The sequence below is a fragment of the Nocardia sp. NPDC058176 genome, from assembly GCF_042883805.1.
Lineage (GTDB): Bacteria > Actinomycetota > Actinomycetes > Mycobacteriales > Mycobacteriaceae > Nocardia.
This window is the reverse complement of sequence record NZ_JBHVVA010000001.1, coordinates 19,973-45,867: the sequence shown is the minus strand read 5'-3', so window position 1 is coordinate 45,867 and position 25,895 is coordinate 19,973. Positions and strand designations below refer to the sequence as shown.

Below are 25,895 nucleotides of genomic sequence, written 5' to 3'. Positions count from 1 at the left end.
AATCTAGCAATGCTAGACAGACTAGCGGCCCGGTGTTACCGTTGCTCCAACATCTAGCGTCGCTAGATTCCAAGTAGAGGTGCTGAAATGCTCATTGTCACCGGCCAGATCGTTGCCGCCGCCGCCATTCTCACCAACGCCGTCGTCTACGGCACCGATGTCTGCGGGGCGGTGATCACCCGATCGGTGTATCGCAAGCTCGATGACGCGACCGTGACCATGAGCGCGGGATGGGGTCACTACTACGGCGACAAGCGGATGCCCGTCGTCGGTGCGGGTGGTGTCGTCACGGCGGTGCTCACGCTGCTGATCGCACTGCTGGCCGGGCAGCTCGGCGCCGCGGTCGCGGCAGGGATCACCGTGGCGGCGCTACTGACCTGGCTCGCCTTCTACGTCCGGGTCGCCAAGCCGATCAACACCCAGCAGACCGCCGCCGCGCGGAGCGGCATCATTCCGGCCGATGCCCGTGCGCTGCAGGACGAGTGGGACAGCATTCTGAAGTACCGGGTAGCCCTTCAGTTCATCGCCATCGCCGGACTCTGCGCGGCGCTGATCCTGTTCTGATCCCGGATCGGACTAGGCGAAGCGGGCGATGGCAGCGACGACCGCCTCGCCCATGGCGGGACTGCCGGTGTGGCCGGAGTCGTCGATCACGTGCAGGCGGGCGTCCGGCCAGGCTTTCGCGAGTTCCCACGCGGTGTCGAGCGGGGCACTGAGATCGAGGCGGCCGTGGATCAGTTCGCCGGGAATCCCGGTCAGCCGTCCGGCCTCGCGCAGCAGCACACCTTCGTCGAGCCACGCCGCATGCGCGAAGTAGTGCGTGCAGATCCGGACGAAGGCCAGCATGGCCCGATCCGGCCTGGCGCTGTATTGCCCTGGGCTGCCCGCGGATTCGTGTGCGATCACCGCGTCCTCCCAGCGGCACCACTCGATCGCGGCGTTGCGGCGCACCGCCTCGTCCGGGTGTTCCAGCAGCTGCCGATAGCCCTCGACCAGGTCGCCGCCGGGCACAACAGCCGCGAAGCGCTCCCACTCGGCGGGCAGCAGCCGCGCGACACCCCGGTACAGCCAGTCGATCTCGCGGCGTCGGGTGCTGGTGACGCCGACCAGCACAATCCCGCTGACCCGCTCCGGATACCGCTCGGCGTAAGCGAGGATCAGCGTGGACCCCCAGGACCCGCCGTACAGCAGCCAGCGGTCGACGCCGAGGTGGGTGCGCAGCCGTTCCATGTCCGCGATCAGGTGCTCGGTGGTGTTCACCGACATGTCGGTGCCCGGGTCGACGGCGCTCGGAACGCTCCGTCCGCAACCGCGCTGATCGAACTGCACGATCCGGAAGACGTTCGGGTCGAACGACTTCCGCGACCCCGGACCGCTCCCGCTCCCCGGCCCACCGTGCACCACCAGCGCGGGCAGGCCCGCGGGATTGCCACTGGCGCACCAGTACACCTGGTTTCCGTCACCGACCTCGAGCATGCCGTCGGCGTACGGATCGATCGGGGGAAAGGAAGTCGGCACGGTTACCGAGATTAGTGGAATCGAGGACTGCGCCGACGAGGACGACCTTTCCCGCCGCAATCGGCAAATTATTCTCGACCATCCCGATCCGACCGCGGAGTATCGCCATATTCGACTGAAGAACCCGATCAGCGGCACATTCGGGCAATAGCAAGCGCACCGCCAAAAGTGGCCTGAGTAACATTCTCGATCCCCCAGCGATCTTCCAGACAACATCGATTCAGGAGGTTCGACATGCTTTCTGCGAAGAGACTCGCCGCCGGCGCCGCTGTTGCCGCCGTCACCGCTTCCGCTGTGGTCGCCGGTGGCGGCGTAGCCCAGGCCGACGTACCGGTGTGGGAGGCCAACTGTCACGTCTACAACATCTTCAACACCGGCGGAATGTCCACCTGCGAGCGCCCGACCTGGCACCAGGTGAAACTCACCTGCGTCGCATGGCCCGTCCCGTTCGTCTACTGGAAGTACGGCCCCGCCCACTACGGCCAGAACCAGTCCTGGGCCAGTTGCGATTCCCTCAACGCCCTGGTCGGCATCGAGGTCATCCAGGCGTAGTTCGGCACGGCGGATTCGCCAATGGCACTGTGGGACAGTCGAACACTACGGCTGTAGACCTACCAGAGCCGGCGCCTGTTTGATGTGCGCCGCCAGCGCGGCGACGGCGTGTTCGGCGTCTCGATGAACCCCTCGCAAGGTGTTGGAGGAGAACGATCGCTGGAACTCCAACCCGACATACACCAACCCCGGATGGGTGGTCGACACCCCCGCGCTGTGGAGTGGGTAGCCGTTGGCGAGGGCGCCGAGCTCGGCGAGATAGCCGAGGTCGGGCCGATAGCCGGTGGCGAAGAGCACGGTGTCGACCGATTCGACGGTGCCGTCGGCCCAGGTGATCGTCTCGGTGTCGAAACTGGTGAACATCGGTCGGCGGTCCATGCGACCGGTTTCGACAGCGCGCTGGTAGTCGCCGGTGTCCATGACCAGGGTGCCGCCGACATAGCGGATCAGCCATTCCGGCGGGAGCCGGTCGAACCCGGTCGCCACGAGCCAGTGGTGGATGTCGTGCCCATCGCGGTGCTGGGGCAAGAAATTGATCGGGTTGTGGGTGGCGAGAGTGACTCTCGCGTGGTCGGCGAGTTCGTAGGCGACCTGTACCGCGGAGTTTCCCCCGCCCACGACGATCACCCGCTGCCCAGCGTGGTCCTCGGGTCGACGGTAGTCGGCGACATGCGTGATCCTACCGGCGAACCGGTCCTGGCCGGGAAGATCAGGCACGTGTGGGTTTCCGAAAGATCCTGTTGCGGCAACGATTCCAGCGGTGCGGAGCCGCTGTCCGTCGGCGGTGTCGACGACGAATCCGCTGTCGGGGTGGGCCCCGACGGTGGTGACGGAGGTATTGGTGCGGATGTCGGCCCCGAGGGTTTCGGCATAGCGGCGCAGGTAGTCGACGACGTCGTCGCGGTGCGGGTAGCGATCAGGTTCGGCGGGAAATTCCAGGCCGGGCATGGTGCTGTACCGCGCGGGCGAGAACAGGGTGAGGCTGTCGTAATAGCGCGGCCAGGACCCGACGGGTTCCGGTCCGGCTTCGAGCACGACCGGTGTGAGGTGGTGGTCGGCGAGAGCGCGGGCAGCGGCGAGTCCGGACTGGCCCGCGCCGATGACGATGGCGTCGATCATGAGTGTTGCTCTTTCGGTGAGAGTTTCGGGATGGTGGACAGGGACAAGGCCGCAGCGGCCGCGGCGGCCGTGCCGAGGACAAGGAAAGTGGTCGAATAGCCACCGAGCCCGGCGGCCAGGGCAGTGGCGGCGAACGGTGCCGAAGCCAGGGAGATCGTCATCGGCGCGGAGAGCAGGCCGGAGAGTTGCCCGTAGTGAGCCGAGCCCCAGCGGTCGGTGATCGCGGTGGCCTGCAGCAGGGTGAACACTCCGCGCGCCATACCCGACAGAACCGCCGCGACCGTCAAAGCCGCTGCGGTGGTGAAGATTCCGAGCAGCATCGTGGTCGCGGCGATCGCGACCACGATGACGGTCGTGCGGGTGCGCACGCTGGTACGGGCAGCGAAAGCGCTGTAGCCGACCCGGCTGACGACCTGCCCGACCCCGCCCAGCCCGAGGGCGATCGCGGCGGTGGTGGTGGAGATCCCGCGTTCGGTCATCAACGGCACGAGGGTGACCACGACCGCGAACGAGGCGAACCCGGTGACACTCAACGCGATCGCCAACACCAGAAACGGCCGACTCCGCGCGATCTCGCCGGGATCGCCCGGATGATGCTGCTCGGTCTCGCCCTCGGGCCGAGGCTGCCAGGGCAATCGCAATCCGAACCAGTGTCCAGGAACGGTCACGACCGCGAGGATCACCGCGAGCACCAGATAGGTCGCACGCCAGTCCATTCGCGCCACCAGTGCGGCGGTCAACGGTGCGAACACCGTCGAAGCCAGTCCGCCGGCGAGGGTCAGCACTGTCAGTGCCCGGACCCGATCGGGTCCGTACCAGCGGGTCAACGCGGCGAACGCGGGCGGATACAGCACCGCGCCCATCGACACCCCGACCAGCACCCAACCCAGCGCAAAGCCCGTCAGGGTTCGCGCCGTCGCCACGACGATCAGCGCCGCGACCGCGAGCACCGATCCCGCCGTCATCACCACCCGCGGACCGTGACGGTCGAGTCGGCGACCGACCAGGATTCCGGTCGCCGCGGTGAGGAGCTGTCCGGACGAGAACGCCGCGGTCAGTGCGGTGGGCGACCAGCCGGTGTCGGAGGCTATGGATCCGAGCAGCACCGGGAAGGCGTAGAACAGGATTCCCCAGCTGGTGATCTCGGTGACGCACAAGACCACCAGTACCCGCCGCAACCCGGACGCGGCCGACAGTGCCGGTGCCGAAACATCCTGCATCGCTACGGGTTCAGCGCACAGGAGAGGAGGTCAAGGGCGGTTCCTGGATCCCGGTCGGCGCGCCGAGGGTCAACTCCTGTACCGCTGCCGGGGCCGAGCAGCACCCGCCTGAGGATTCTTCGGCGGGGGCGTCGAACACACCGGACCCGCCGCAGACACCGGTGTCGGGCAAGGTCAGTTCGACCCGTTCGGCGGCGGCGTGGTCTCCAGCGAGAGCGGCGACGATGGAGCGGACCTGCTCGTAGCCGGTCATCGCGAGGAAGGTCGGCGCGCGGCCGTAGCTCTTCATCCCGGCCAGGAAGACATCGGGTTCGGGGTGGGAAAGTTCGTTGACTCCGTGTGGATAGACGGTGCCGCACGAGTGGGCGTTCGGGTCGATCAGTGGCGCCAGTTTCGTGGGCGCCTGCAGGGTGGCATCGAGATCGAGGCGGATCTCGGAGAGCCACGACAGGTCGGGGCGGAAGCCGGTCGCGACGATGACTTCGTCGACATCGGTGACCGGGTCACCGTCGGCGGGAATCAGCGTGAGCCGGTCGTGCTCGTCTCGTTCGACGGTCTCGGTGCGAAATCCCGTGACCACGCGGATGTGTCCGGCTTCGACGGCCGATCGGGCGCGTAGGCCGAGTGCACCACGGGCCGGGAGTTCGTCGGCCTGCCCACCACCGAACGTGGATCCGATCGCACCGCGACGCAGCAGCCAGGTGACGCGGGTGCCGGGGTGCTTCTCGGACAATTCGGCGAGCACGATCAGCGCGGTGAGCGCGGAATGGCCGCTGCCGGCCACGACGACATGGTGGCCTGCGTGCCGGGCGGCGACATCGGAGTCGGTGAGATCGGGAACGCGGTAGGAGATCTTGTGGGCCGCAGCGGTTTCCCCGATCGCCGACAGTCCGTCACCGCCGAGGGGGTTCGGTGTGGTCCAGGTCCCCGACGTGTCGATGACCGCGCGAGCGGTGATCCGCTCCTCGCGGCCGTCGGCGGTGCGGACGTGCACGGTCAGCGGTTCGCTGTCGCGTCCGGCGTCGACGACCCGGTCGCGGCCCCGGCGCGCCACACCGGTCACCTCGGTGCCGAATCGGACCGCGGCGCCGAGCGCTTCCCCGAGGGGACGCAGGTAGCTCTCGACCCACTCCGCGCCGGTCGGATAACCCTCGAGGTCGGGCTCGGTCCAACCGCGTGCGTCGAGCAGCGGTCGTGCGGCCGGGGCGATCAGCTCGGCCCAGCGGGAGAACACCCGCACGTGATGCCACTGCGCGACCGCGGCACCGGCATGCCCACCGCGTTCGAGGAGCAGGAACGGCAGTTCACGGCGGGCGAGCTCGGCGGCGGCGGCGAGACCGACCGGACCGGCACCGACGACAACAACGGGCAGGGCATCCATCACAAACCTCTTTCATCGACTCAGATCGATCAACTACCGCTGAGAGTATCGACTGGCGTCGATGAATACAACCATCGATTCGCGTCGATATACTGACGGCATGCCGATCGCCCTGCCCCAGGCCCAGGTTCTGCCCACCGGCGAGGCCGCCACCTACGCCGAATGGTTCGCCTGCCTCGCCGAACCGGTACGCGTGCGCCTGCTCCATGCCGTGGCGACCACCCCGAAAGGCATCACGATCGGCGCGCTGACCGAGATCCTCGGCACCAGCCAGTCCACGACCTCCCACCACGTCCGCAAGCTCGCCGATGTCGGTTTCGTGCGCCTGCACAAGGAGGGCACCGCCACCATCGTCACCGTCAACGAGGCCTGCTGCGCCGGGCTTCCGCATGCGGCCGACGCGGTGATGGGCCTGCTCGCTCCTCGCCCGTGCTGCCCCGGCGATCTGCCGGTCGACGTCACCGTCCGGGCGCTGAAATCCGGCGACTGGGCCGCTGTGCGACGCATCTACGGTGAGGGCATCGCCACCGGAATCGCAACCTTCGAGACCGAGGTCCCCACCCGCGCGTACCTCGACAAGCACTGGCTGCCCGAACACCGATGGGTCGCCGAGATCGAGGGAAAGGTCGTCGGCTGGACCGCCGCCAACGCGGTATCGAGCCTCGACTGCTACGCCGGAGTCGCCGAGACCTCGGTCCATGTCGCGGACGGCCATCGCGGCCGCGGTGTGGGTAAAGCCCTGCTGCACAAGCAGGTGCTCGCGGCCGATGACGATGGCTTGTGGACGTTGCAGACCTCGATCTTCACCGACAATCGCGCCTCGCTGGCCCTGCATCACAGCGCCGGATACCGCACCGTCGGCGTGCGTGAACGCATCGCCCAGCGAGACGGCGTCTGGCGCGACACCGTCCTGCTCGAACGCCGCTCACCGGTTCGGTAGCCACCGCGGCCGGGCGGCGTTCACCTGAAGTTCGCTTGCCTCGACATATAGATATCGATCAATATAGGCGCATGTCGAAGCCGAAGCTGGTGGTGACGCCTGTGCAGGCGTGCTCCGCGGCGCCGCTGGTGCGCGAGCCCCTGTCCGAGCCACATGCCGCGGAACTCGCGAGTGTGTTCAAGGCGCTGTCGGATCCGGTCCGGCTGCGGCTACTGAGCACGATCGCGTCCCGTGCGAACGGGGAAGCCTGCGTCTGTGACCTGTCGACCGGGATCGAGCTGACCCAGCCCACCATCTCCCACCACCTCAAGGTGCTGCGTGAGGCCGGACTGCTCGACAGCGAACGCCGCGCCTCGTGGGTGTATTACCGGGTGGTTCCGGAAGCGCTGCAGCGACTTTCGGAAGTTCTGCTGGTCGAGAGCGGCACCGCCCAGGGTGCCAGCACGTGAACGCGACCGCCACGGACCACCCCGCTGTCGTCGGCAAGCTGTCCACCCTGGATCGGTTCCTTCCGGTCTGGATCGGTGTCGCGATGGTTGCCGGACTGCTGCTCGGGCGCATGATTCCCGGCCTCGGCGATGCGTTGTCGGCCGTGGAGATCGATGGCATCTCGCTGCCGATCGCGATCGGGCTGCTGATCATGATGTACCCGGTGCTGGCCAAGGTCCGTTACGACCGCCTCGACTCCGTCACCGGCGACCGCAAGCTCCTGATCAGCTCCCTGGTGTTGAACTGGGTGCTCGGTCCCGCGCTGATGTTCGCCCTGGCCTGGCTGTTCCTCCCCGATCTCCCCGAGTACCGGACCGGGCTGATCATCGTCGGGTTGGCTCGCTGTATCGCCATGGTCATCATCTGGAACGACCTGGCCTGCGGTGACCGGGAGGCCGCCGCCGTGCTCGTCGCGCTGAACTCGGTGTTCCAGGTGTTCATGTTCGCGGTCCTGGGCTGGTTCTACCTGTCGGTCCTGCCCGGCTGGCTCGGCCTGGAACAAGCCACCATTGACGTCTCCCCCTGGCAGATCGCGAAATCGGTGCTGATCTTCCTCGGCATTCCCCTGCTGGCCGGATTCCTCACCCGCCGCTTCGGCGAGCGCACCAAGGGCCGTGCCTGGTACGAATCGAGCTTCCTGCCGCGTATCGGGCCGTGGGCGCTCTACGGACTGCTCTTCACCATCGTGATCCTGTTCGCCCTACAAGGCGACCAGATCACCTCGCACCCCCTCGACGTCGTCCGTATCGCCATCCCACTGCTGGCCTACTTCGCAATCATGTGGGGCGGCGGCTACGCCATGGGCGCGGCCCTCGGCCTGGGCTACGAACGCACCACCACCCTCGCCTTCACCGCCGCGGGCAACAATTTCGAACTCGCCATCGCCGTCGCGATCGCCACCTACGGCGTCACCTCCGGCCAGGCTCTCGCCGGTGTCGTGGGTCCGCTGATCGAGGTACCGGTCCTGGTCGGGCTGGTCTATGTCTCCCTGGCACTGCGCAAACGGTTCAAATCCGCCCCCGCTTCGCCTGTCGATGAAGGGGTGACCCAACGATGACCACGCCTTCCGTCCTGTTCGTGTGCGTCAAGAACGGCGGCAAGTCCCAGATGGCCGCGGGTTTGATGCGTGCCATCGCCGGGGGTCGGGTCGAGATCCATTCCGCCGGAACCAAACCCGGAACCTCGGTCAACAACCTGTCGGCGCAATCGTTGCTCGAAGTCGGTGTCGACATCCGCGCCGAGATCCCGAAACCGATCGACCCCGCCCTCCTCCGCTCGGTCGGCCTGGTCGTGACCCTCGGCAGCGAAGCCCACCTCGAACCGGTCGATGACGTGCGAATCATCAACTGGGACACCGACGAACCCTCCGAACGCGGCATCGACGGCATCGAACGCATGCGCCTGGTCCGTGACGACATCGCCGCCCGCGTCGAAAACCTGCTCACCGAACTCACCACACCCGCCGAGCGACGGATCACATCATGAGCGACATCCCACTCGCGCCCACCCATACCCGCCACGACCTGACCATCGATCAGCAGCTCGCCCTGAAAACCGCCGCCACACACCTGCAACGCGAGTTCGACGGCACATTCGGCGTGGAAACCATCGAACGGTTCCTGCACTCGTCCTACGGCCAGTTCGCCGGACGCGCGACCGTGATCAACTACCTGCCGCTACTGGCCGAACGCTTCGCCCGCCAACGCCTGCACGCCCTGGCCCGCGTCGAGGGCAAAGCCCACACCGGCACCCCGACCGTGTTGTTCCTGTGCACCCACAACGCCGGACGGTCCCAGATGGCGCTCGGGTTCTTCACCCACCTCGCCGGGAACCGGGCCGTGGCCTGGTCCGGCGGCCGCGAACCCGGCGAGGAGATCAACTCCGTCGCCGTTGAAGCCATGGCCGAGGTGGGCATCGACATCACCGGCGAGTTCCCGAAGCCCTGGACCGAGGAGATCATCCAAGCCGCCGACGTCGTCATCACCATGGGCTGTGGCGACGCCTGCCCCCTCTACCCCGGGCGCCGCTACGAGGAATGGGATCTCGACGACCCCGCCGAACTCGACCTCACCGCGGTTCGGCCGATCCGCGACGAGATCGAAACCCGTGTCCGACACCTGCTCGCCGAACTCGACCTTCCGGCCAACTGAAAGGTATTGCCCCACATGAGCATCAAGCCCAGCGTGCTGTTCGTCTGCGTGCACAACGCCGGACGGTCCCAGATGGCGGCCGGATTCCTAACCCACCTCGTCGGTGATGCCATCGAGGTCCGGTCCGCGGGGAGCGCGCCCGCTGAGACGATCAATTCGGCCGCGGTCGCGGCGATGGCCGAACTCGGTATCGACATCGCTGATCAGTCACCGAAGATCCTCACCTACGACGCGGTGGAAAGTTCCGATGTCGTGATCACGATGGGCTGCGGCGACACCTGCCCGGTGTTTCCCGGGATCAGTTATCGCGATTGGGTCCTGGACGATCCCGCGGGCAAAGGGATCGACTCGGTCCGACCGATCCGCGACGAGATCAGGCGCCGCGTCGAAGCTCTCGTCGCGGAACTGCTGCCGACCCACGCCTGACGCCGGACCGGCCCCAGAATCGGACCGATCCGGCACCGGCGAGACAGCGCCCTGGATTCCTCCACCCGGGCGAATTCGTCAGCGCAGCGCGGCACGACCTTTCAGCCGTCCGAGCAGTACCAGCACGACCAGCGTCACCGCGACCAGAACCGTGGTCCCGGCGGCGGCGTCGAAGACCTCGCCGCGGTCGGTTTGGGCGAAGATGCTGACCGGCAGGGTTTTCCAGGTGGCGGGGTAGACCATGATCGTCGCGCCGAGTTCACCCATGGACAGGGCGACGGCCAGGCCCGCTGCGGCGCCCATCGCGGGCAGGAGCAGGGGCAGGGTGATCTGGCAGAGCACTCGGACAGGCCCGGCGCCGAGGGATTCGGCGGCCTGGCGGTACGCGGGGTCGAGGCGGTCGAGGGCCGCGGAGACGGCGCTGAACGCGTAGGCGAGCACCAACACCGCGTGGGCGAGAATGACGATCCACTTCGTTCCGCCGAGCAGGATCGGGCGCTCGTTGAACGCGATGAGCACGCCGAGGCCGATGGCGACCGAGGGCACGGCGACCGGGAGGTGGAACACCGCATCGGTGATCCGGCGCAACCAGCCGGGTGCCTCCCGAGAGGCCAGGGCGGCCCAGGTGCCGAGGATCAGCGAGATCGCCCCGGCCAGCAGGGCGGTCTGCAGGCTCACCGAGAGGCTGGCGGCCTGCTCGCCGCTCAGCGCGTGGCCGAGATTGGCGAAGCCGAGATCCGAGGGCAGTGGGCCGGTCCAGCTGCCCGCCAGTGCGGCGGCGACCACGGTGGCGATCGGGGCGACGAAGACCACCGTGACCACAAGCGCGAAAACGCCGAGGACCAGTGCCTTTCCCCGCGGTGTCCAGACGAGCACGATCAATCCCCCTTCGGGCGGGTGCGGGTGAACCGGGCGAAGACGAACCGGTAGGTGAGGTAGAGGGTGAGCGAGAGCAGCACCTGCACCGAGGCGAGCACGGCGGCGCCGGGCAGGTCGAAGGTGACGATGCCGCGGGTGTAGATGAGCGCGGGCAGGGTGATCACACCCTTGGCGCCGGTGAACAGCACGATGCCGAACTCGTTGAGCGTCAACAGCAGAACGAGACTGCCGCCCGCCGCGAGCGCGGGCCACGCCTCGGGCAGCACCACCTGGCGCAACACCCGCCACGGCGAGGCGCCCAGACTCGCCGCCACGTCGAGTTGTTCGCGTGGCAGCTGCGCGAACGCGGCCAGCAGCGGTCGCACCACGAACGGGGTGAAGAAGGTGATCTCGGCCAGGATCACGCCCAGCGGGGTGGTCAGGAAGTCGATGACCGGGGTGGTGGCGCCGGTCAATTCGGCGATCAGCGCGTTCACCGCGCCCGCCGTGCCGTAGAGGAAGGTGAAGGCGAGGGTGATCAGGAACGACGGCAGCGTCAGGATCGTGTCGATGAGCCGCCCGACCAGACCGGACCCGGGGAACGGCACGAACGCGAGCACGATGGCCAGGAAGGTGCCGAGCACCAAGCAGCCCACCGTCGAGCAGACGGCGATGGTCACCGTGCGCCACAGCGCATCCCGGAAGGCGGCCGAGCCGAGCACCGAGGTCCACACCTCGGTGCCGCGCCCGGTCGGGGTCTGCGTGGACTCGGTGAGCACCCGCAGGATCGGATAGCCCGCGATACCGAGGACGACGAGCACCGGTGGCAAGGTCCACAGAATCGGCAACCATCGGCGCTGTGGCGCAGGTACTTTCGCCGGCGGTGCCGGATCGGGACGGTCGAGAACGACAGCGCTCATGACGCGCCCTCGGTGTCCGGGCCTTCGGCCACACGCGAACCCGTCCCGACCGCACGGGGAATCAGTACCCCGGCCGGGTCCGGCAACCGCACACCGACCACCGCACCCACTCCACCGGTGAAGTGCCCCGGCACGTCGGCCGCGAGCTGACCCGGCATTCCATCGACCGCCAGCTCGAGCCGGGTCGACGCACCCCGCCAGACCGCGGTCGACACGGTGGCGCGCAACGCGTCTCGGTCGGTGGTCGCACCGACGGTCACGGTGTGCGGCCGGATGCACAGCAGCGCATCGTCATCCGGCGCCCACTCCTGGGCCCCGACACCGGGATGGGGTGCCTCGGCGCGCAGTGTGTTGGTGCCCGCGGTCACCAGCGCGGCGGTACCGGCGAGGTGATTCACCGTGCACGGCACCAGATTCGCGCCACCGAGGAAGGCGGCGGTGAAATCGGTGGGCGGGCGCTGCCACAGGTTCTCGGCGGTGTCGATGTCGACGAGGCGGGCATCGCGCATCACCGCGATCCGGTCGGCCAACGCCAGCGCCTCGGCCTGATCGTGGGTGACATACAGCATCGCGGTGTCGGGCAGGGCTTCGCGCAGCTGCTGCAGCTCACCGAGCATCGAGTGGCGCAGCTGCGCGTCGAGCGCGGCCAGCGGCTCGTCGAGCAGCAGGACGCGGGGCCGGATGGCCAGCGCGCGGGCGATCGCCACGCGCTGCTGCTGGCCACCGGACAATTCGCGCGGCAGCCGCTGGGCATAGCCGCCCATACCCACCATCGCCAGCGCCTCGGCGACCCGCGCGCCGAGTTCGGCGCGCGGCACCCGGTGCGAGCGCAGCCCGAACGCCACATTGCTGTGCACGTTCATGTGCGGGAACAGCGCGTAGGACTGCACGACGACACCGATCCCGCGTTTGGCGGGCGAGAGATCGGTGACGTCACGACCGGCCAGCCGGACCGTGCCCGAGGTGGGCCGGACGAATCCGGCCAGCGCCTTGAGCGCGGTCGACTTGCCCGACCCACTCGGGCCGAGCAGCGCGACGGTCTCGCCGACGGCGACGCGCAGGGTGAAATCGGCCAGCGCGACGGCGGCCTTGCGGCCCCTGCCGTAACTGACCCCGACCCGGTCGAACACGATCGCCGGTTCGTTCGTCGTTGCCGTCCCGAGCTGGGCGGCGGTAGCGGACTTCGTGCGGAGGTCACCGTCGGACATCGTCAACTCCCTTACTGCGCGGCCGGATTCAGCTACCGGTGGCCTTCTGGTACGCCGCGAGATCGGCGTCCAGGTCGGTCAGGACCGCGTCCCAGTCGATCGCGAGCACCTCGACCCCGGTCAGTACCTCCGCGGGCGCACTGGATTCGGTCAGATCGGTGCGGGGCGAGACGGCGAACGCCTCGGGGGCCAGCTTGGACTGGGCGTCGGGGACCAGCAGGAAGGTCATCAGCTCGACGGCGTCGTCCTTGTGCGGGGCGCCCTTGGCCAGGCCCATCACATAGGGCACCGGCACGGTCGTGCGCTTGCCGTCGGCGGACGGGAAGAACACGTCGAATTTGGATCCCTTCTCCTTGACCGTGGTCAGGTTCATCTGCACGTCGCCGTTGGCGATGAGCAGCTCACCCTTGTCGACCTTGGCCTGCAGCTTGCCGGTCGAGGACGACGGGCCGACATTGTTGGCCTGCAGCGCGGTCAGGTAGTCCAGCGCGCCCTGCTTGCCGCGCAGCTGCTGCAGCAGCACCAGCACCGCGGTGCCGTCACCGGCCTGGCCGGGCGTCGAGTACTGCAGCTTGCCCTTGTACTCGGGCTTCAGCAGGTCGTCCCAGGTCAGCGCGGAGGCGTCGACCGCGGGGTTGGCGATGAAGCACAGGTAGTTGTTGGCCATGGTCACGTAGGTGCCGTCGGCGTCCTTGTCGGTGGCCGGGATCGCGGCGGTGTCGATGCCGCTGGGCTGCAACAGGCCCGACTTCTTGGCCTTCTGGATGAACGGCGGCAGGGTGACGATCACGTCGGCCTGCGGATTGGACTGTTCCTTGTCGACCCGGTTGACCACCTCGCCGGACCCGGCCTCGACCAGGTTGACCGCGATGCCGGTCGCGGCGGTGAACTCGTCGAAACGGTTCTTGTACCAGCCGCCGACGCCGTCGGCGGAGTACACGGTGACGGTCCGGCCGTCCGCGGATTCGGTGCCGGTGCCGCCGCAGGCCGCGGTGAACGCGACGGCGGTGACGCCGGCCAGCAGCAACGCGACCTTGGACAGGCGGCGCGCGGTGAGGGATGTACGCACGATGACAACAACTTTCGCTTCGATGTCGAGAGGGGATCGCAGGGACGGTGGGCTTGTCCCGGTGGCTACCGGGACGATTCAGGGGCGCAGGACCAGCGCGGGGAATTCGGCGACGGAGGTGACGACATGGGTGGCGCCCGCCGCGCGCAGCTGTTCGGCGGTGTGCGCGCCGGTCAGGGCGCCCGCCACGATGCCCGCACCCGCGGCGAGACCGGTGGCGATGTCGCTGGTGGTGTCGCCGAGCACGGCGATCCGGTCGACCGCGTCGACGCCGAGACGCAGCGCGGCAGCCAGCACCATGTCGGGGTAGGGGCGGCCGCGGCCCGCGTCCGAGGGCGCGAGGGTGAGGTCGGCGAGGTCCGCCCAGCCGAGAGCGGCCAGCAACTTGTCCTGCGTGCCGCGGCTGAAGCCGGTTGTCAGCGCCACTCGCACGCCCGCCGCACGCAGCGCGGTGATCGCCTCGACCGCACCGGGAATGGGCGCGATGTCGGTTTCGGTGACCGAGGCGTCGTAGGCGGCTTCGAAGGCGAGATTGGCGGCCTGGGCCGCGTCCTCGTCACCGACCAGCGCGCGGAAGACCTCGATCTTGGACTGGCCCATGGTGTCGATGACATAGCGGCGGGCCTGCTCACGCCGCGGGCCCTCGGACTCGATCCCGGCGGCGGTCGCGGCGGCCTCGAAGGCGCGCAGTACCAGTCCCCCGTCGGCGACGGTGGTTCCGGCCATGTCGAGCACGGCCAGCTGAATGATGTTGTCCGGCATGGTTTTCCTCACAGTCCGATCTGGTCGGCGGTCTGTTCGCCGATGGCGGGGCCCAGCGTCATGCCGCGGCCGCCGGGGCCGGTGACGACCCAGACGTTGGTGTCGGCGCGCACGCGGGTGACGATGGTGGCGGGGTCGACGCTCTGGCTGTAGACACCGGCCCAGCGGCGCACGACCCTGGGCAGCTTGCGGCCGAGCAGTTCCTCGGTCACCTCGGTGAGGTGGTCGTAGGGCGCCTCGTCGACGTCGAAGGCGAACGGCTCGGTGTACTCGTGGGTGTCGCCGATGGTCAGGCCGCCGTGCAGGCGCTGCACGCACAGCAGCTGCATCTTGTGCTCGGCGGCGGTCGCGGTCTGGGACTGCTCGGCGGCCAGCGAATCCACCTCGGCGCCCGCGAATCCCGGGTAGTAGCGGAAGCTGTCGCCGTCGGCGATCGCGGTGGTGAGCGGTTCGTCCAGCGGCGCGGTCTGCATCATCTGCAGCCGCACCCGGCGCACCGGCAGATCGGCGACGAGTTCGCGGGTGAGCCCGGTGTGGGCGGCGCCGGGGCAGTGGATCACCAGATCGGCCTCGTGGCGGCGCCCGTGATCGTCGACGACGACCGCGCCCGAGCCGGTGTCGAGCACCGAGCGGGCCTCGGTGGCCTCGTGGAAGGTGTAGCGGCCGGAGGCGGCCATGTGGGCGCGCAGGGCGGGCAGCGCCTGGCGTGACTCCACCGCGGCATCGGTCGAACAGTGCAGTCCGGCAAGGTATTTGCCGCGCAGTGCCGGATTGACCGCACGCACCTCGTCGGGCTCGAGCAGGGCGAACCCGCGGGCGGCCGCGGTGGGCCCGGCGGCAGCGGCCTCGGCGACGGCGAGCTCGGCCCGCGTGCGCACCAGCGTGATCGAGCCCGCGGGACGGAAGCCGACGCCGGCGACGCGGCCGCCGATCTCGGCCCACAGTTCCCGGGAGCGCAGGGTCAGGTCCAGCTCCGCGGCCGAGCGCCCGGAAACCCAGACCAGGCCGAAGTTGCGGACCGTCGCGCCGCGCGCTTCCCGTTCGCGTTCGAGCTGGACGACCTCGTGGCCGCGGGCGATCGCCGCCCAGGCGTGTGCGGTGCCGAGTATCCCGCCACCGATGATGACCAATCGCATGCCGACGATGGTGGCAAATGGTCTAGACCGATAGGTGTGGGCAGTGAGAACGGCAAGTTAATTTTTGGTATAGACCAATTGGGTACGCTGACGGCATGGGCGCAACGCGAGTTCCGAAGGTGTTCCTGGTTCGCACCGAGATCGACGCCATCCTGGCCGATCTCGACGAAGGCGACCCAGTCCCCTCGGAACGCGAGCTGGCCACCCGCTTCGGCGTCGCGCGCGAGACGGTGCGACAGGCCTTACGAGAACTGTTGGTGGCGGGCCGGATTCGCCGCCTCGGCCGGGGCACGGTGGTCTCCCGGCCCAAACTCACCCAGCCGCTGTCCCTGCGGTCCTACACCGAGGGCGCGATCAGTCTCGGCCGCACCCCCGGCCGCATCCTCGTCACCTGGGAGGACGCCGCGGCGGACGCGGAGACCGCCGCCGACCTGGAACTGGCGCCGGGCACCGAGGTGATGCATCTGGAGCGGGTACTGCTCGCCGACGGTGAACGCATCGGACTGGAGAGCACCTACCTGCCCCTGCACCGCTTCGCCGGTCTGCGCGGCAGCTATGACCCGACCACCTCGCTGTACGCCGCGATCCGCGCGACCGGCGTCGAACTCGCCGGTGCGCGCGAACGCATCGAAACCGTCCTCGCTGCGCCAAGGGAGGCGGGACTGCTCGACTGCACCACCGCACTGCCGATGCTGCTCCTGCACCGGCGCAGTGTCGACGCCGACGGCGCACCCATCGAGCGGGTGCGCTCGCTGTACCGGGGTGACCGCGTCGCCTTCGAGGCGAGGCTGTCGCCCGAGCAGGCGTGACGAATTACTGTTCGGGCAGCCTTCGCCGTCCGCCTGCCACATCGGTGACCAGATCGGTGTAGCCGTCGACGAGTTCGGCCAGCTGATACCAGTGCTTGTGTGTGCTGTCGCTGCGCGCGCCGTTGAGGTCGATGGCCTGATTGGCATCCACCCAGCTACGCGCCATGCGGTCGACCACGGCACCGAGGCTCTCGGTGTGCAGTGACGCGCCACTGCGATGCATCGGCACCTCGGCGACGATCCAGTCGTTGATGTCGTCGACGAGTTCACCTCGACGGCAATCGATTTCGGCGATCAACGCGGCGTCACGCACCTGTGCCCGCCGTTCGTGCAGCTCGGCGAGCGCATGCGCCGATCGCAACAATTCACGGTCTTGAAACCGACGGCCCTGGAATGCGCACAACAATTGCGGCGCCGTCGGAAGTACCCCCATCACCGGCGCGCTCATCGCGTCGCCCCGAATTCACCCGACACCCAAGATTTATGTACCAACATGATTGGCTCTCGATTCGGTTATCCCGGTCTTCTGTTCGGATTGCTCGCAACCAGGCTAACTGGATCATGCTCGCTCACAACGTGAAACGCAAGATTGCGTTGTCACTCATGCAGTAAAGCCACCTCGACAGAACCGGCGGTCACATCGGCGCCGCGACGACGGTCCGTGGCGCATCATCGACCGTTCTGACCACAGTAACCGCGGCCGGGCCCGCTGTCTTCGCCGATCGCGTGACATCGACGCCACGCAGCGCAATAATGCGATTCATGGCAGGTAAGCGCACGACACTGACCGTCAGGCTGCGGCGCCTCGCCGCGATGTTGCGCGAGTTGCGCGAAGCCGCGCAGCTGAGCAAGGAAGATGTCAGCGCCCGCACCGGTATCAACGTGACCACGCTGTATCGGATCGAAATGGCGCAGGCCCGCCCGCAGCGCCGCACCCTCGGCGCGATGCTCGACCTCTATCAGGTCAGTGACAAAATCCGCGAGGAGGCGCTCAGCCTGCTCACCGACGCGTTGAAACCGGGCATGTCGCACGCCTACGAGGGCGCCGTCTCCGATGTCTATGCCACTTACATCAATTTCGAGGCGGAAGCGCTGTCGGCGCGGCAGTACCAGACCTCGACCGTGCCCGGTCTGCTGCAGACCTACGAGTACGCGGCGGCCGTCATCGACACCACGATGCCGCGCCTCGACGCGGCGACCATGGAGAGCCGGGCCAAGGCCAGGATGGATCGCGCGGTGAACCTGTCCAAGGACGACCCGCTGGAGCTGTGGGTCGTGATGGACGAGGCGGCCGTACGCAGGGTCGTCGGCGGTCCCGCGGTGATGGCGGGCCAGCTCGACCGGCTGATCACCGAGACCAAGCGTAAGAACGTGATCCTGCAGATCCTGCCCTTCGACGCGGGCGCCCATCCCGGCATGGCCGGTTCGTTCACCCTGCTCGATTTCCGCGATCCGGCCGACCCGGAACTGGTGTACGTGGAGAGCCTCGCCATCGACACCCTCGTCGAAGGCCACTCCGAGATCCGGCGTTTCGGCGTGATCTTCGACCAGCTGCGCGCGATGGCGTTGAGCCCGCGCGATTCGGCCGTGCTGCTCGCCGAGGCGCGCGCCGCGATCGCTCAGTAGCGGCTCGCGCGCCGGAATCCGTACGCGGCGGGCAGCGCGAACAGCGCCATCGCGCCGAGCGACCAGGCCAGGGTCGCCAGCAGCGGGGCACCGATCGGGCCGCCGAGTGCGAGCCCGCGCATGGTGTCGATGGCGTGGGTCAGCGGATTGTTGGCCACGATCGGCTTGGCCCAGGCCGGGTAGGCGGTGAGCGGGACGAAGCCGGTGCTGAAGAACATCAGCATCGACGAACCGAGCGAAACGCCCTCGACCAGCGCGGCTTTGGCGGTGTACACGGCCAGCGCGGTGACCATGGTGGCGAAGGCCAGACCGTAGACCAGCGGAACGGCGAACAGCGCCAGCGCGGCGAGCGGGCCCTGGGTGAACCGGAAGCCGAGCGCGACACCGACCGCGAAGATCACCAGCGTGCACAGCACGATCCGCACGCCCTCGGCCACGATGCGCGAGAGCAGGCCCGACGCGCGATGCACCGGCAGCACCCAGAACCGCGCGAGCAGTCCCTCACCCCGCTCCCGGCCGAGCGTGACCGCACCGGCCAGCGAGCCCGACATCACCGAGACCAGCGCGATCATCGGCACCGAGCCGTAGAGCGCGTTGTCACCCGCGAACGACGAGACCTGCTTGCCGAGCACCGAATTCAGCATCACCAGCAGCAGGGCGGGAAAGACCAGGGCCTGCATAACTGTGAGCGGGTCGCGGTACCAGCGCAGGAGCAGGCGCTTGGTGTGGATCAGGGTCTGCGGCACCAGCATCCGCAGCGATTCGGTGTCGCGCCGCACGGTCGGCATGGTGTCGGCGCGCGCCGTGCCCGCGGTCATGCGGTCCGCCGGGTGGCGTGCCTGCAGGCGAGCACGGCGCAGCCGGCGAGCAGGCCGACCGCCCAGAGCAGGCCGGGGCCGAGGGTCGCGAAGTCGACCGAGCCCGCGTTGCCCGTGGAATCGCCCGCCAGAGCGCGCAAGCCGTTCACGAACTGGGAGACCGGCTGATTGCGGGCGTAGCCCTGCAGCCAGCCGGGGAACTGGTCGGCCGGGGCGAAGCCGGTGGAGACCATGCCGAGGATCAGCTGGGGCAGCACCAGCACCTGGGTGGTGGCCTCCGGACTGGCGGACACGCTGCCGATCAGGTCGGCGCCGCAGCACATCGCCGTGGCGATCAGCAGCGAGAAGGCGAGGAAACCGAGGGTGTGCCACCAGCTTCCGTAGAATCGGAACCCGATCAGGGTGCCGCACACGAGCGCGGCGGCGATCGCGGTCACCGAGCGCTGCGCGGCGGCGGTGATCCGGGCCGCCAGCGGCACCCAGCGGGGCATGGGCAGGGTGGCGAAGCGGATGTCGATGCCGTCGCGGGCATCGGTGGCCGAGCGGAAGGCGGCGGCGATGGCACAGAACGAGACCGCCTGCATGACGATCATCGGCATCAGGAACTGGGCGTAACTGCTCAGGCCGTGCCCGTACACGGTCATCACCAGGTTCAGCGGGACGTAGAAGCCGACGGTGAACGCCACCGGGGCCACGATCGCGGTGATGATCTCGCCGGTCCGCCACGAGGGCCGGATCAACCGGCGCGCCAGCACCCACCACTGGCCGAGCGCTCCGGTCGCGGACCGATCGTGCCCGGTGACCGGTTCGTCGGAAAACTGCACGCCCCCATCGTGCGCGATCCGGCCCGTGGTGGCGAATTCGGGCACGGTCAGCGAGACTGCGGTGGCGCGGACACGGTGGCGAGGATCCCGGCGATGTCGGGCATCAGCCCGGGATCGATCAGTTCGCCGGGGCTCGCGTCGACGACGACGCCGGTGACCGTCCCGGCGACGTAGGGGCGCCAGTCGCGCACGTCCACACCGGGATCGGGCCGGTCGCCGCCGTCGGGTGCGCGGCCGGGGACGCAGACGGTCAGATCCCCGGCCAGCACCGACGGTCGATGACCCAACGCCGCGCGCACCACGGCAGCGCTCGTTTCGCCGAGGCGATCGAGGTCGGCACCGGTGAGGCCGAGGGCATCCGTCCAGCGCACGGCGAGCGCATCGGCTTCGGCGACGCTGAGATGGGCGATGTCGGCGTCGATCCCGAGCACGATGGCGAACCGGTCGACGAAGCCCGTGCCCGGCGTTGTAGTGGGTCGCGGCAGTGTCGCAGGTTCCGGCCCGGTCGGAGGTTGCGGCGGCGTACGGGCTGATCCCCCGGGCACGATCGGCGCCAGGCCCGGCGGGCCGGGGGCGGTCAGCCCGGTGCCGAGCAGAACGACCGCGACCTGTTCGCCTGCGGCGCGCAGCCGTACGGCGACCTCGTGGGCGATCAATCCGCCGACCGACCAGCCGAGGAGCTGATACGGGCCGTGTGGCGCGATGCGGCGGATCTCGGCAAGGTGTCGGCTCGCATGGGCCGCGATGGTGGGGGCCGGGGTATTCGTCTGCAAGCCGTAGATCGGGACGCGCGGGTCCACGCAAGGCACCAGGGCGGCGAAACTCCAGGCGAGTACTGCTTCCCCGGCGAAGCAGAACAGCGGTGGGCCGTCGACGGTGGTGCCGCGCGGGCGGATCGGCAATACCGTCGCCAGCGCAAGCCGATCGTCAGCCTGGCCGAGGACGGCCGGGCGATCAGGGTCGACCGCCGACCCGGCCCGCGGGGGATCGATGTCCACCGCCGGACAGTCCTCGGGGCGGTCCGGCGCGAACCCGCAGACCATCGGCGGTGTGCCGTCGGCGTCGTCGTGAATGCGCACAACAAATAATACGTCGTACGAATCCCGCACCACCCCAATACTTTCGGGGGCAGTGCGGCCGTCAGTAGGTGTAGGCGGGCAGGCTGCGGACCCCGGCCCACAGGTCGTCGATCAGGCGCTGATAGCTGTCGGCCAGATCGTCGAGCCGCACCCACTCGTCGTAGAACACCGACTCGGGCGCACCGGCCAGCACCACGAACGCCTGGGCGCTGTGCCTGGCCAGCCGGTCGACCAGGTCGCCGAGGGTCTCGGGGTGCTCGTCGGCGGCGGCGGGCGGGACCGGCGCGGCCAGGATCACCCAGCGGTCGATCGCCCGCATCAGCTGGGCGCGACGGCGATCGATCCGCGCGGCCTCGCCCTGCGGGATCCGTTCGCGCAGCTGATGCAGCAGGGCGAGCTCGCCCGCGGCGTCGAGGATCGGGTGGTCATCGTGCGGCAAACCACGGAACGCGGCGAGGAGTACGTCGCGGTCGGGCAGCATCGTCGCTCGTGCCGAATGCCGCATCTCACCGCTCCCCCGACGAACCGACGACGTCATGGCGCGAAATCATCATCTGCACACCTCCGGGTCGGGGCACGACACCCCGGTGGGGGTGTCCTCGCGTGCGGCGGAACGAGGCCGCCGCGGCGCCGTTCGCGCGCACCCGGCAATCATTCCGCCACCACTGTCCCGCACGAGGGCACCCGACGACAAGCAGCTGGCATACCGGACATTCGGATTGTCCGCTGCCGCCGGGTGTCGCCTACTGCACCCGCAGGCTGCCGAACAGACCGTCCTTGCCGCCGGCCGGACCCGCGGTGAAGTACAGCGCGTTCGCGTCGCCGAGGGTGTCACCGTTGCCGAACAGCAGCCCGGCGAGGCCGGCGATCTCGATCGGGTTCGCCTCGTTGTCGCGCAGGTAGTCGACGAAGGTGCCGGTGGTGTCGTCGTAGGCGAGCACGCGGCCCAGACCACCGGAGTTGCCGACCAGCAGCTTGCCCGACAGGGCACCGAAGTTCGACGGCGCGATGGCGACGCCCCACGGCGCGTTGAGCCTGCCGCCGTCGTCGATGATGCGCACCAGCTTGCCCGCGGCGTCGAACTCGGCGATCTTGCCCCGGTCCGGCTTGCCGTCGGCGGAGGTGTCGGCCTCGGCGGACAGCGACGCGATCTCGGCCTTCTCGAAGGTCTTCGGGTCCTTGTCATCCGGGGTGGTCACGGCATAGGAGACGAACACCCGGCTGCCCAGCGTGGTGACGTTGTAGGGCGCGGGATCGCCCGGCTTCGCCTTCTTGCCCTTCTCCGGGGTGGCCGGGTCGATCACCTCGCCGGTGGCGAAGGGGTTGGCGAACCCGGTGGTGGCCACCGGCTGCCAGAACTTGTCGAAGGTGCGGATCTGCGGTTCGGCGCCGAAGTCGGCGGCCAGCAGCTTGTCGCCCGCGGGCGAGAGCGCGATACCGAAGAAGGCCATGCCCTGTGCCGAGCCGTCGAACACCAGGTTCGCGGTGCCGTCGCGGCGGATGACGGCACCGTCGGGCGCCTGCTCGGTCCAGGCCGAGAGCTTGCCCGAATCGGTGGCGACGATGTGGCGCGCCGAGCCGGTGAGCGGAATCGGGTTGCCGTCGAGCTGGACCCACTGATCGCGCACGACGAACAGGTCCGAGCCGATCGGCGCGGGGTTGAACACCACGCCGGTGGTGGTGCCCGCGTTCGGGTCCGCGGTCTCGGCGCCGGGCACGGTGACGGCCTTCAGCTCGTCCTGGGCCAGCTTCTTCAGCTTGGTGTCGGAGGAGGTGTGCACGTCACCGAGGAACTGGAACGCCGAACCGCCCGCGCCGACCCAGAAGTGACCGCCCGCGCCCTTCGGGCGATCGGCCAGGCCCCACGCGTCGACCAGCTCGGGAATGGTGAGCTGGGCGCGATAGGAGTCCTTGGCCGCGACCAGATCGGTGCGGCTGTAGCGGTTGCCGTCCAGCGCGCTCACCTCGACGGCGGCCTGCCCGGTGCTGGAGCACGCCGTGGCCACCAGCAGTGCCGCCGCGAGCACGGCACCGCGCACCAACCCGGACCGCACCGCGCGGGCGCCCCTCACCTGTCCGTTCACGTTCCATCCTTTCGACCTCCGCCGCACGGCGTTTCGGCGAGGCTGACCTTAGCGTGATCGATGCGACGGCGTGCCGTGACGGCCGCCCCGGCGACAGGTCTAGGCTGTCGCCCGTGGTCGAACCCTCCGCCCCCGTCGCCCCGCATCCCGCGATCGCAGCGCTCGCCCCGCTGCTCGGCAGCTGGCGCGGCCGCGGTCACGGCGAGTACCCGACCATCGACTCGTTCGACTATCTCGAGGAAATCACCTTCGGCCATCTCGGCCGTCCGTTCCTCACCTACCGCCAGCGCACCAAGGCGGGCGACGACGGCAGGCCGCTGCACGCCGAGACCGGCTACCTGCGCTGCCCCGCCCCCGGCCGGGTCGAACTCGTGCTCGCCCACCCCACCGGGATCACCGAGATCTGCGAGGGCACGATCACCGAAACCGTCGACGGAATTCGGCTCGAATTGAACTCGACGAATATCGGCCTGAGCGGATCGGCGAAGTCGGTTACCGCGCTCGGCCGGTCATTCCACGTGACCGAGGACACCATCGACTACACGCTGCGAATGGCGGCGGTCGGAGAATCCCTACAGCACCATCTGGCCGCAACTCTGCAACGCGCCTGAGTGTCCTCGAATTCGATGATTTATCGTCGTGTAGCCGCCTGAACTGCGCATTCGTTCGGAAGAAACCGGTCGTTCACCTTTTCATCACGGTCATGTACCGGTTGTGTTCGAACACGCCCGCACATAACGCAACAATTGTGTGTCGCTTACTGCGGCCGCCTGTTGCCTGCCTGGTTGCCGTTCTACGGTTCATCCAACAGCAAATCCCCAGACAATCGAAGGGCTGCCCGTAGACACGTCGAAACCCGGAACGAGGGAGACGAAGCATGAGGCGTTCCACCCTGATCTTGACCACTGCCGGGATGATCTTGGGCGGCGCGGCCGCCATCGACCTGCTCGACGGCGCGGGCGCCGAGGCAGCGCCCGAACCGGCCGCCGGTTACAGCGTGATCCACCAGGCGGCGACATCGCACACCGAAAGCAGTTCACTCGCGGTGGTGCGGGGCCTGCTGGCGACCGACAGCGCCGGTCAGTAGCCCGGCGGGAGCGCCGCGAACATATCCCTCGTCACCGCGACCGCATTGTCGGAGCTGCCGCCCTTGACCAGCAGCGTCGCGAACGCGATGTCGCCTCGATAGCCGACGAACCACGAATGCGAGCCGCCGTCGACCTCGGCCTCGCCGGTCTTGCCGTACACCTCGCCCTGGTCCCGGATCCGCTCGGCGGTGCCGCCGGTGACCACCATGCGCATCATCGTGCGCAGTCCCTCGACCACCTCCGGCGCGATCTCGGGTCGCTCGCCGTCGACCTCGGTCTGCCTGCCCGCGATCAGGAACGGCACCGGCGCCGTGCCGTTGGCGACCGTCGCGGCCATGACCGCCATCCCGAACGGGCTCACCACCACCCGGCCCTGGCCGATGCCGTCCTCGGCGCGCTGCACCAGTTCCTCGGCCTCGGGGACCGAACCCGACATGGTCGGTAGCCCTTCGACCCGATAGTCCTGGCCGATGCCGAGGCGCGCGGCGGCCTCGGTGAGCGCGTCGGGGTCGAGTCTGCTGGCCAGGCGGGCGAAGGTGGTGTTGCAGGAGCGTTCGTAGGCGGTGGCCATCGGCACGTCACCGACGGAGAACAGCTCGTAGTTGGGGATGGTGCGCTCGCCGATGGTGGTGCGGCTGGGGCAGGCCAGCACCGTGTCGGGGGTGGCCAGTCCGGCCGCCATGGCCGCCGAGGCGGTCACCGTCTTGAAGATCGATCCCGGCGGGTACTGGCCGCTGGTGGCCACCGGACCGTCGCGATCGGCGGCCTTGTTCTGGGCCACCGCCAGGATCGCGCCCGTCGACGGGCGCAGCACCACCATCATGGTCTGCTCGGTACGCAGGTCCACCGCGTGCTGGGCGGAGTTCTGCACGAACCGGTCGATGCTGAGCGCGAACGACGGGGCGGGCTGGGCCGCGACCTCGTGCAGCACATCGAGATCGGCGCCGTTGGCATTGCGGGTGACCACGCTCCAGCCCGCCTTGCCGTCGACCTCGGCGATCACCGTTTTGCGGACCTGGGTGAGCAGGTCGGGGGCGAACTTGCGATCGGTGGGCACCATGTCCCACTCCTGGGTCAGCGTGACCCCGGGCAGCCCGATCAGCTCGCCGCCGATCGTCTCGGCCTCGTATTCGGTCAGCAGGATCACCGTGTGCGCGCCGTCGGCCCGCCGGGCCGCGCTCAGGATCGACTGCGGGGTGTAGGCGACCGGGTCGATACGGCTCAGCGCCGCGGCGAGCGCCCCGGCCACGCGCTGCGGATCGGGGGCGTCGGCCACGCTGAACCGCACCCGCGACACCTTGCCGGGGACCAGCACATCGCTGCCTGCCGACTCGTTGACCCTGGCCCGCGGCGCGGCCTGGGTGCGCAATTCCAGGGTCTGGGTGTCGCCGAGCCGGGGATGGATGTCGGAGGAGGTCCAGCGCACCAACCAGCGCCCACCGCTGCGGCCCATCTGCAGTTCGCCGGAGTAGGTCCACTGCCTGCCCTTGGGCAGGCTCCACTCGTAGGTGTAGTCGACGGTGGCGGTGTCGCCGCTGACGCGCGCGTCGCCGGTGCGAATCGACAGTTCCTCGGCCTGCAGCGCCTGCCACGCCGAAGTCAGTGCCGCCGTGGCCTTCTCGGGCGCGGTGGTGAGTTCGGCGGCCGCGGTGAAGTCGTGCTGGGCGAAGGCCGCGGCGAAGGCGTCGGCGGCGGGCACCGGACCCTGGGGTCCCGACGAACAGGCGGTCGCCGCCACCGCGAGGGCGGCCACCGCGCACGTGGTGAGCATCCGTGTCCTCATCGGCACCGATGGTAGTGCGGAAAGGGCCGCTGACCG

At 68.9% G+C, this 25,895-nt stretch carries 29 protein-coding genes; 12 read left to right on the top strand and 17 right to left on the bottom strand.

Going from position 1 to position 25,895, the window contains the following annotated elements:
* Positions 1-87 precede the first annotated feature (87 nt).
* Positions 88-564 (top strand): DUF1772 domain-containing protein, encoded by a 477-nt coding sequence (locus ACFVVM_RS00245; RefSeq protein WP_387611250.1) that lies wholly within the window; start codon positions 88-90, stop codon positions 562-564.
* Positions 565-576: 12 nt separating this feature from the next.
* Here the strand turns inward: ACFVVM_RS00245 and pip are convergent, their stop codons facing one another.
* Entirely contained in the window at positions 577-1,518 is a 942-nt protein-coding gene (gene pip, locus ACFVVM_RS00240; protein WP_387611248.1) for a prolyl aminopeptidase, read from the bottom strand.
* A 234-nt stretch (positions 1,519-1,752) separates the two neighbouring features.
* Between pip and ACFVVM_RS00235 the strand changes: the two genes are divergently transcribed.
* The gene (locus ACFVVM_RS00235) at positions 1,753-2,070 is read left to right on the top strand and encodes a hypothetical protein (RefSeq protein ID WP_387611247.1); all 318 of its coding nucleotides are present in this window, start codon (positions 1,753-1,755) and stop codon (positions 2,068-2,070) included.
* 45 nt (positions 2,071-2,115) lie between these two features.
* Here the strand turns inward: ACFVVM_RS00235 and ACFVVM_RS00230 are convergent, their stop codons facing one another.
* Genes ACFVVM_RS00230 through ACFVVM_RS00220 form a run of 3 tightly spaced genes read right to left on the bottom strand, consistent with a single transcriptional unit; the run spans position 2,116 to position 5,790 of the window.
* Positions 2,116-3,189 (bottom strand): flavin-containing monooxygenase, encoded by a 1,074-nt coding sequence (locus tag ACFVVM_RS00230; protein WP_387611244.1) that lies wholly within the window; start codon positions 3,187-3,189, stop codon positions 2,116-2,118.
* The gene (locus tag ACFVVM_RS00225; RefSeq protein WP_387611241.1) at positions 3,186-4,409 is read right to left on the bottom strand and encodes an MFS transporter; all 1,224 of its coding nucleotides are present in this window, start codon (positions 4,407-4,409) and stop codon (positions 3,186-3,188) included. Before ACFVVM_RS00225 ends, ACFVVM_RS00230 begins: the two co-directional genes overlap by 4 nt.
* A 10-nt stretch (positions 4,410-4,419) precedes the next feature.
* Positions 4,420-5,790: an NAD(P)-binding domain-containing protein gene (locus tag ACFVVM_RS00220; protein ID WP_387611238.1), complete on the bottom strand. Its 1,371-nt coding sequence runs from the start codon at positions 5,788-5,790 to the stop codon at positions 4,420-4,422.
* A gap of 100 nt (positions 5,791-5,890) precedes the next feature.
* Here ACFVVM_RS00220 and ACFVVM_RS00215 point away from each other — a divergent pair, with 100 nt between their 5' ends.
* From ACFVVM_RS00215 to ACFVVM_RS00190, 6 genes are all read left to right on the top strand, one after another.
* Positions 5,891-6,730: a helix-turn-helix domain-containing GNAT family N-acetyltransferase gene (locus tag ACFVVM_RS00215; RefSeq protein ID WP_387611236.1), complete on the top strand. Its 840-nt coding sequence runs from the start codon at positions 5,891-5,893 to the stop codon at positions 6,728-6,730.
* 71 nt (positions 6,731-6,801) lie between these two features.
* Complete coding sequence (locus ACFVVM_RS00210) at positions 6,802-7,179, top strand: ArsR/SmtB family transcription factor (protein WP_387611233.1); 378 nt, start codon at positions 6,802-6,804, stop codon at positions 7,177-7,179.
* Positions 7,176-8,276 (top strand): ACR3 family arsenite efflux transporter, encoded by a 1,101-nt coding sequence (gene arsB, locus ACFVVM_RS00205; RefSeq protein ID WP_387611231.1) that lies wholly within the window; start codon positions 7,176-7,178, stop codon positions 8,274-8,276. Before ACFVVM_RS00210 ends, arsB begins: the two co-directional genes overlap by 4 nt.
* Entirely contained in the window at positions 8,273-8,704 is a 432-nt protein-coding gene (locus ACFVVM_RS00200; protein WP_387611228.1) for a low molecular weight phosphatase family protein, read from the top strand. The genes arsB and ACFVVM_RS00200 overlap by 4 nt, the downstream gene beginning before the upstream one ends.
* Positions 8,701-9,369, top strand: coding sequence for an arsenate reductase ArsC (locus ACFVVM_RS00195; RefSeq protein WP_387611225.1), 669 nt, complete (start codon positions 8,701-8,703; stop codon positions 9,367-9,369). The genes ACFVVM_RS00200 and ACFVVM_RS00195 overlap by 4 nt, the downstream gene beginning before the upstream one ends.
* Positions 9,370-9,384: 15 nt before the next feature.
* Positions 9,385-9,795, top strand: a complete 411-nt coding sequence (locus tag ACFVVM_RS00190; protein WP_387611223.1) for an arsenate reductase ArsC — start codon at positions 9,385-9,387, stop codon at positions 9,793-9,795.
* Between the two features lie 78 nt (positions 9,796-9,873).
* On the opposite strand, the gene ACFVVM_RS00185 is transcribed toward ACFVVM_RS00190, so the two are convergent.
* The 6 genes from ACFVVM_RS00185 to ACFVVM_RS00160 form a co-directional block, all read right to left on the bottom strand.
* Entirely contained in the window at positions 9,874-10,671 is a 798-nt protein-coding gene (locus ACFVVM_RS00185; protein ID WP_387611221.1) for an ABC transporter permease, read from the bottom strand.
* A 2-nt stretch (positions 10,672-10,673) separates the two neighbouring features.
* Positions 10,674-11,573 (bottom strand): 2-aminoethylphosphonate ABC transporter permease subunit, encoded by a 900-nt coding sequence (locus tag ACFVVM_RS00180; RefSeq protein ID WP_387611219.1) that lies wholly within the window; start codon positions 11,571-11,573, stop codon positions 10,674-10,676.
* A complete protein-coding gene (locus ACFVVM_RS00175; RefSeq protein WP_387611216.1) occupies positions 11,570-12,781 on the bottom strand; it encodes an ABC transporter ATP-binding protein in 1,212 nt (403 codons plus the stop codon). The genes ACFVVM_RS00180 and ACFVVM_RS00175 overlap by 4 nt, the downstream gene beginning before the upstream one ends.
* A 28-nt stretch (positions 12,782-12,809) precedes the next feature.
* Positions 12,810-13,823, bottom strand: coding sequence for a 2-aminoethylphosphonate ABC transporter substrate-binding protein (locus ACFVVM_RS00170; protein ID WP_387616667.1), 1,014 nt, complete (start codon positions 13,821-13,823; stop codon positions 12,810-12,812).
* A gap of 105 nt (positions 13,824-13,928) precedes the next feature.
* Positions 13,929-14,612: a phosphonatase-like hydrolase gene (locus ACFVVM_RS00165; protein WP_387611213.1), complete on the bottom strand. Its 684-nt coding sequence runs from the start codon at positions 14,610-14,612 to the stop codon at positions 13,929-13,931.
* An 8-nt stretch (positions 14,613-14,620) separates the two neighbouring features.
* The gene (locus tag ACFVVM_RS00160) at positions 14,621-15,748 is read right to left on the bottom strand and encodes a TIGR03364 family FAD-dependent oxidoreductase (protein ID WP_387611210.1); all 1,128 of its coding nucleotides are present in this window, start codon (positions 15,746-15,748) and stop codon (positions 14,621-14,623) included.
* A 95-nt stretch (positions 15,749-15,843) separates the two neighbouring features.
* On the opposite strand from ACFVVM_RS00160, the gene ACFVVM_RS00155 reads away from it, so the two are divergent.
* Positions 15,844-16,557, top strand: a complete 714-nt coding sequence (locus ACFVVM_RS00155; RefSeq protein ID WP_387611207.1) for a GntR family transcriptional regulator — start codon at positions 15,844-15,846, stop codon at positions 16,555-16,557.
* Between the two features lie 4 nt (positions 16,558-16,561).
* Here the strand turns inward: ACFVVM_RS00155 and ACFVVM_RS00150 are convergent, their stop codons facing one another.
* Positions 16,562-16,921 (bottom strand): DUF4254 domain-containing protein, encoded by a 360-nt coding sequence (locus ACFVVM_RS00150; protein WP_387611204.1) that lies wholly within the window; start codon positions 16,919-16,921, stop codon positions 16,562-16,564.
* 398 nt (positions 16,922-17,319) lie between these two features.
* Between ACFVVM_RS00150 and ACFVVM_RS00145 the strand changes: the two genes are divergently transcribed.
* A complete protein-coding gene (locus ACFVVM_RS00145; RefSeq protein ID WP_387611201.1) occupies positions 17,320-18,183 on the top strand; it encodes a helix-turn-helix domain-containing protein in 864 nt (287 codons plus the stop codon).
* Here the strand turns inward: ACFVVM_RS00145 and ACFVVM_RS00140 are convergent.
* The 5 genes from ACFVVM_RS00140 to ACFVVM_RS00120 form a co-directional block, all read right to left on the bottom strand.
* On the bottom strand, positions 18,177-19,001 hold the full coding sequence (locus ACFVVM_RS00140; protein ID WP_387611198.1) for an ABC transporter permease: 825 nt from the start codon (positions 18,999-19,001) through the stop codon (positions 18,177-18,179). The two genes, ACFVVM_RS00145 and ACFVVM_RS00140, sit on opposite strands and share 7 nt — an antisense overlap.
* Complete coding sequence (locus ACFVVM_RS00135; RefSeq protein ID WP_387611196.1) at positions 18,998-19,825, bottom strand: ABC transporter permease; 828 nt, start codon at positions 19,823-19,825, stop codon at positions 18,998-19,000. The genes ACFVVM_RS00140 and ACFVVM_RS00135 overlap by 4 nt, the downstream gene beginning before the upstream one ends.
* Before the next feature lie 47 nt (positions 19,826-19,872).
* The gene (locus ACFVVM_RS00130) at positions 19,873-20,937 is read right to left on the bottom strand and encodes a thioesterase domain-containing protein (protein WP_387611193.1); all 1,065 of its coding nucleotides are present in this window, start codon (positions 20,935-20,937) and stop codon (positions 19,873-19,875) included.
* Positions 20,938-20,965: 28 nt separating this feature from the next.
* Positions 20,966-21,409, bottom strand: a complete 444-nt coding sequence (locus ACFVVM_RS00125; protein ID WP_387611190.1) for a hypothetical protein — start codon at positions 21,407-21,409, stop codon at positions 20,966-20,968.
* Positions 21,410-21,647: 238 nt separating this feature from the next.
* A complete protein-coding gene (locus ACFVVM_RS00120) occupies positions 21,648-22,988 on the bottom strand; it encodes a TIGR03118 family protein (protein WP_387611188.1) in 1,341 nt (446 codons plus the stop codon).
* A 113-nt stretch (positions 22,989-23,101) separates the two neighbouring features.
* Between ACFVVM_RS00120 and ACFVVM_RS00115 the strand changes: the two genes are divergently transcribed.
* Both ACFVVM_RS00115 and ACFVVM_RS00110 read left to right on the top strand, forming a co-directional pair.
* A complete protein-coding gene (locus ACFVVM_RS00115) occupies positions 23,102-23,599 on the top strand; it encodes a peroxynitrite isomerase (protein WP_387611185.1) in 498 nt (165 codons plus the stop codon).
* Between the two features lie 266 nt (positions 23,600-23,865).
* Entirely contained in the window at positions 23,866-24,075 is a 210-nt protein-coding gene (locus tag ACFVVM_RS00110) for a hypothetical protein (RefSeq protein WP_387611182.1), read from the top strand.
* On the opposite strand, the gene ACFVVM_RS00105 is transcribed toward ACFVVM_RS00110, so the two are convergent.
* Positions 24,069-25,859 carry a penicillin-binding transpeptidase domain-containing protein gene (locus ACFVVM_RS00105; protein ID WP_387611179.1) on the bottom strand — a complete coding sequence of 597 codons (1,791 nt, stop codon included), beginning with the start codon at positions 25,857-25,859 and terminating at the stop codon, positions 24,069-24,071. The two genes, ACFVVM_RS00110 and ACFVVM_RS00105, sit on opposite strands and share 7 nt — an antisense overlap.
* Positions 25,860-25,895: the final 36 nt, after the last annotated feature.

Bases quoted from the DNA above. Each gene is read 5' to 3' on its own strand.
- ACFVVM_RS00245 (WP_387611250.1), top strand. From the start codon at position 88: ATGCTCATTGTCACCGGCCAGATCGTTGCCGCCGCCGCCATTCTCACC.
- ACFVVM_RS00235 (WP_387611247.1), top strand. From the start codon at position 1,753: ATGCTTTCTGCGAAGAGACTCGCCGCCGGCGCCGCTGTTGCCGCCGTC.
- ACFVVM_RS00230 (WP_387611244.1), bottom strand. From the start codon at position 3,189: ATGATCGACGCCATCGTCATCGGCGCGGGCCAGTCCGGACTCGCCGCT.
- ACFVVM_RS00225 (WP_387611241.1), bottom strand. From the start codon at position 4,409: ATGCAGGATGTTTCGGCACCGGCACTGTCGGCCGCGTCCGGGTTGCGG.
- ACFVVM_RS00220 (WP_387611238.1), bottom strand. From the start codon at position 5,790: ATGGATGCCCTGCCCGTTGTTGTCGTCGGTGCCGGTCCGGTCGGTCTC.
- ACFVVM_RS00215 (WP_387611236.1), top strand. From the start codon at position 5,891: ATGCCGATCGCCCTGCCCCAGGCCCAGGTTCTGCCCACCGGCGAGGCC.
- ACFVVM_RS00210 (WP_387611233.1), top strand. From the start codon at position 6,802: ATGTCGAAGCCGAAGCTGGTGGTGACGCCTGTGCAGGCGTGCTCCGCG.
- ACFVVM_RS00200 (WP_387611228.1), top strand. From the start codon at position 8,273: ATGACCACGCCTTCCGTCCTGTTCGTGTGCGTCAAGAACGGCGGCAAG.
- ACFVVM_RS00195 (WP_387611225.1), top strand. From the start codon at position 8,701: ATGAGCGACATCCCACTCGCGCCCACCCATACCCGCCACGACCTGACC.
- ACFVVM_RS00190 (WP_387611223.1), top strand. From the start codon at position 9,385: ATGAGCATCAAGCCCAGCGTGCTGTTCGTCTGCGTGCACAACGCCGGA.
- ACFVVM_RS00180 (WP_387611219.1), bottom strand. From the start codon at position 11,573: ATGAGCGCTGTCGTTCTCGACCGTCCCGATCCGGCACCGCCGGCGAAA.
- ACFVVM_RS00175 (WP_387611216.1), bottom strand. From the start codon at position 12,781: ATGTCCGACGGTGACCTCCGCACGAAGTCCGCTACCGCCGCCCAGCTC.
- ACFVVM_RS00165 (WP_387611213.1), bottom strand. From the start codon at position 14,612: ATGCCGGACAACATCATTCAGCTGGCCGTGCTCGACATGGCCGGAACC.
- ACFVVM_RS00160 (WP_387611210.1), bottom strand. From the start codon at position 15,748: ATGCGATTGGTCATCATCGGTGGCGGGATACTCGGCACCGCACACGCC.
- ACFVVM_RS00155 (WP_387611207.1), top strand. From the start codon at position 15,844: ATGGGCGCAACGCGAGTTCCGAAGGTGTTCCTGGTTCGCACCGAGATC.
- ACFVVM_RS00145 (WP_387611201.1), top strand. From the start codon at position 17,320: ATGGCAGGTAAGCGCACGACACTGACCGTCAGGCTGCGGCGCCTCGCC.
- ACFVVM_RS00140 (WP_387611198.1), bottom strand. From the start codon at position 19,001: ATGACCGCGGGCACGGCGCGCGCCGACACCATGCCGACCGTGCGGCGC.
- ACFVVM_RS00125 (WP_387611190.1), bottom strand. From the start codon at position 21,409: ATGCGGCATTCGGCACGAGCGACGATGCTGCCCGACCGCGACGTACTC.
- ACFVVM_RS00110 (WP_387611182.1), top strand. From the start codon at position 23,866: ATGAGGCGTTCCACCCTGATCTTGACCACTGCCGGGATGATCTTGGGC.
- ACFVVM_RS00105 (WP_387611179.1), bottom strand. From the start codon at position 25,859: ATGAGGACACGGATGCTCACCACGTGCGCGGTGGCCGCCCTCGCGGTG.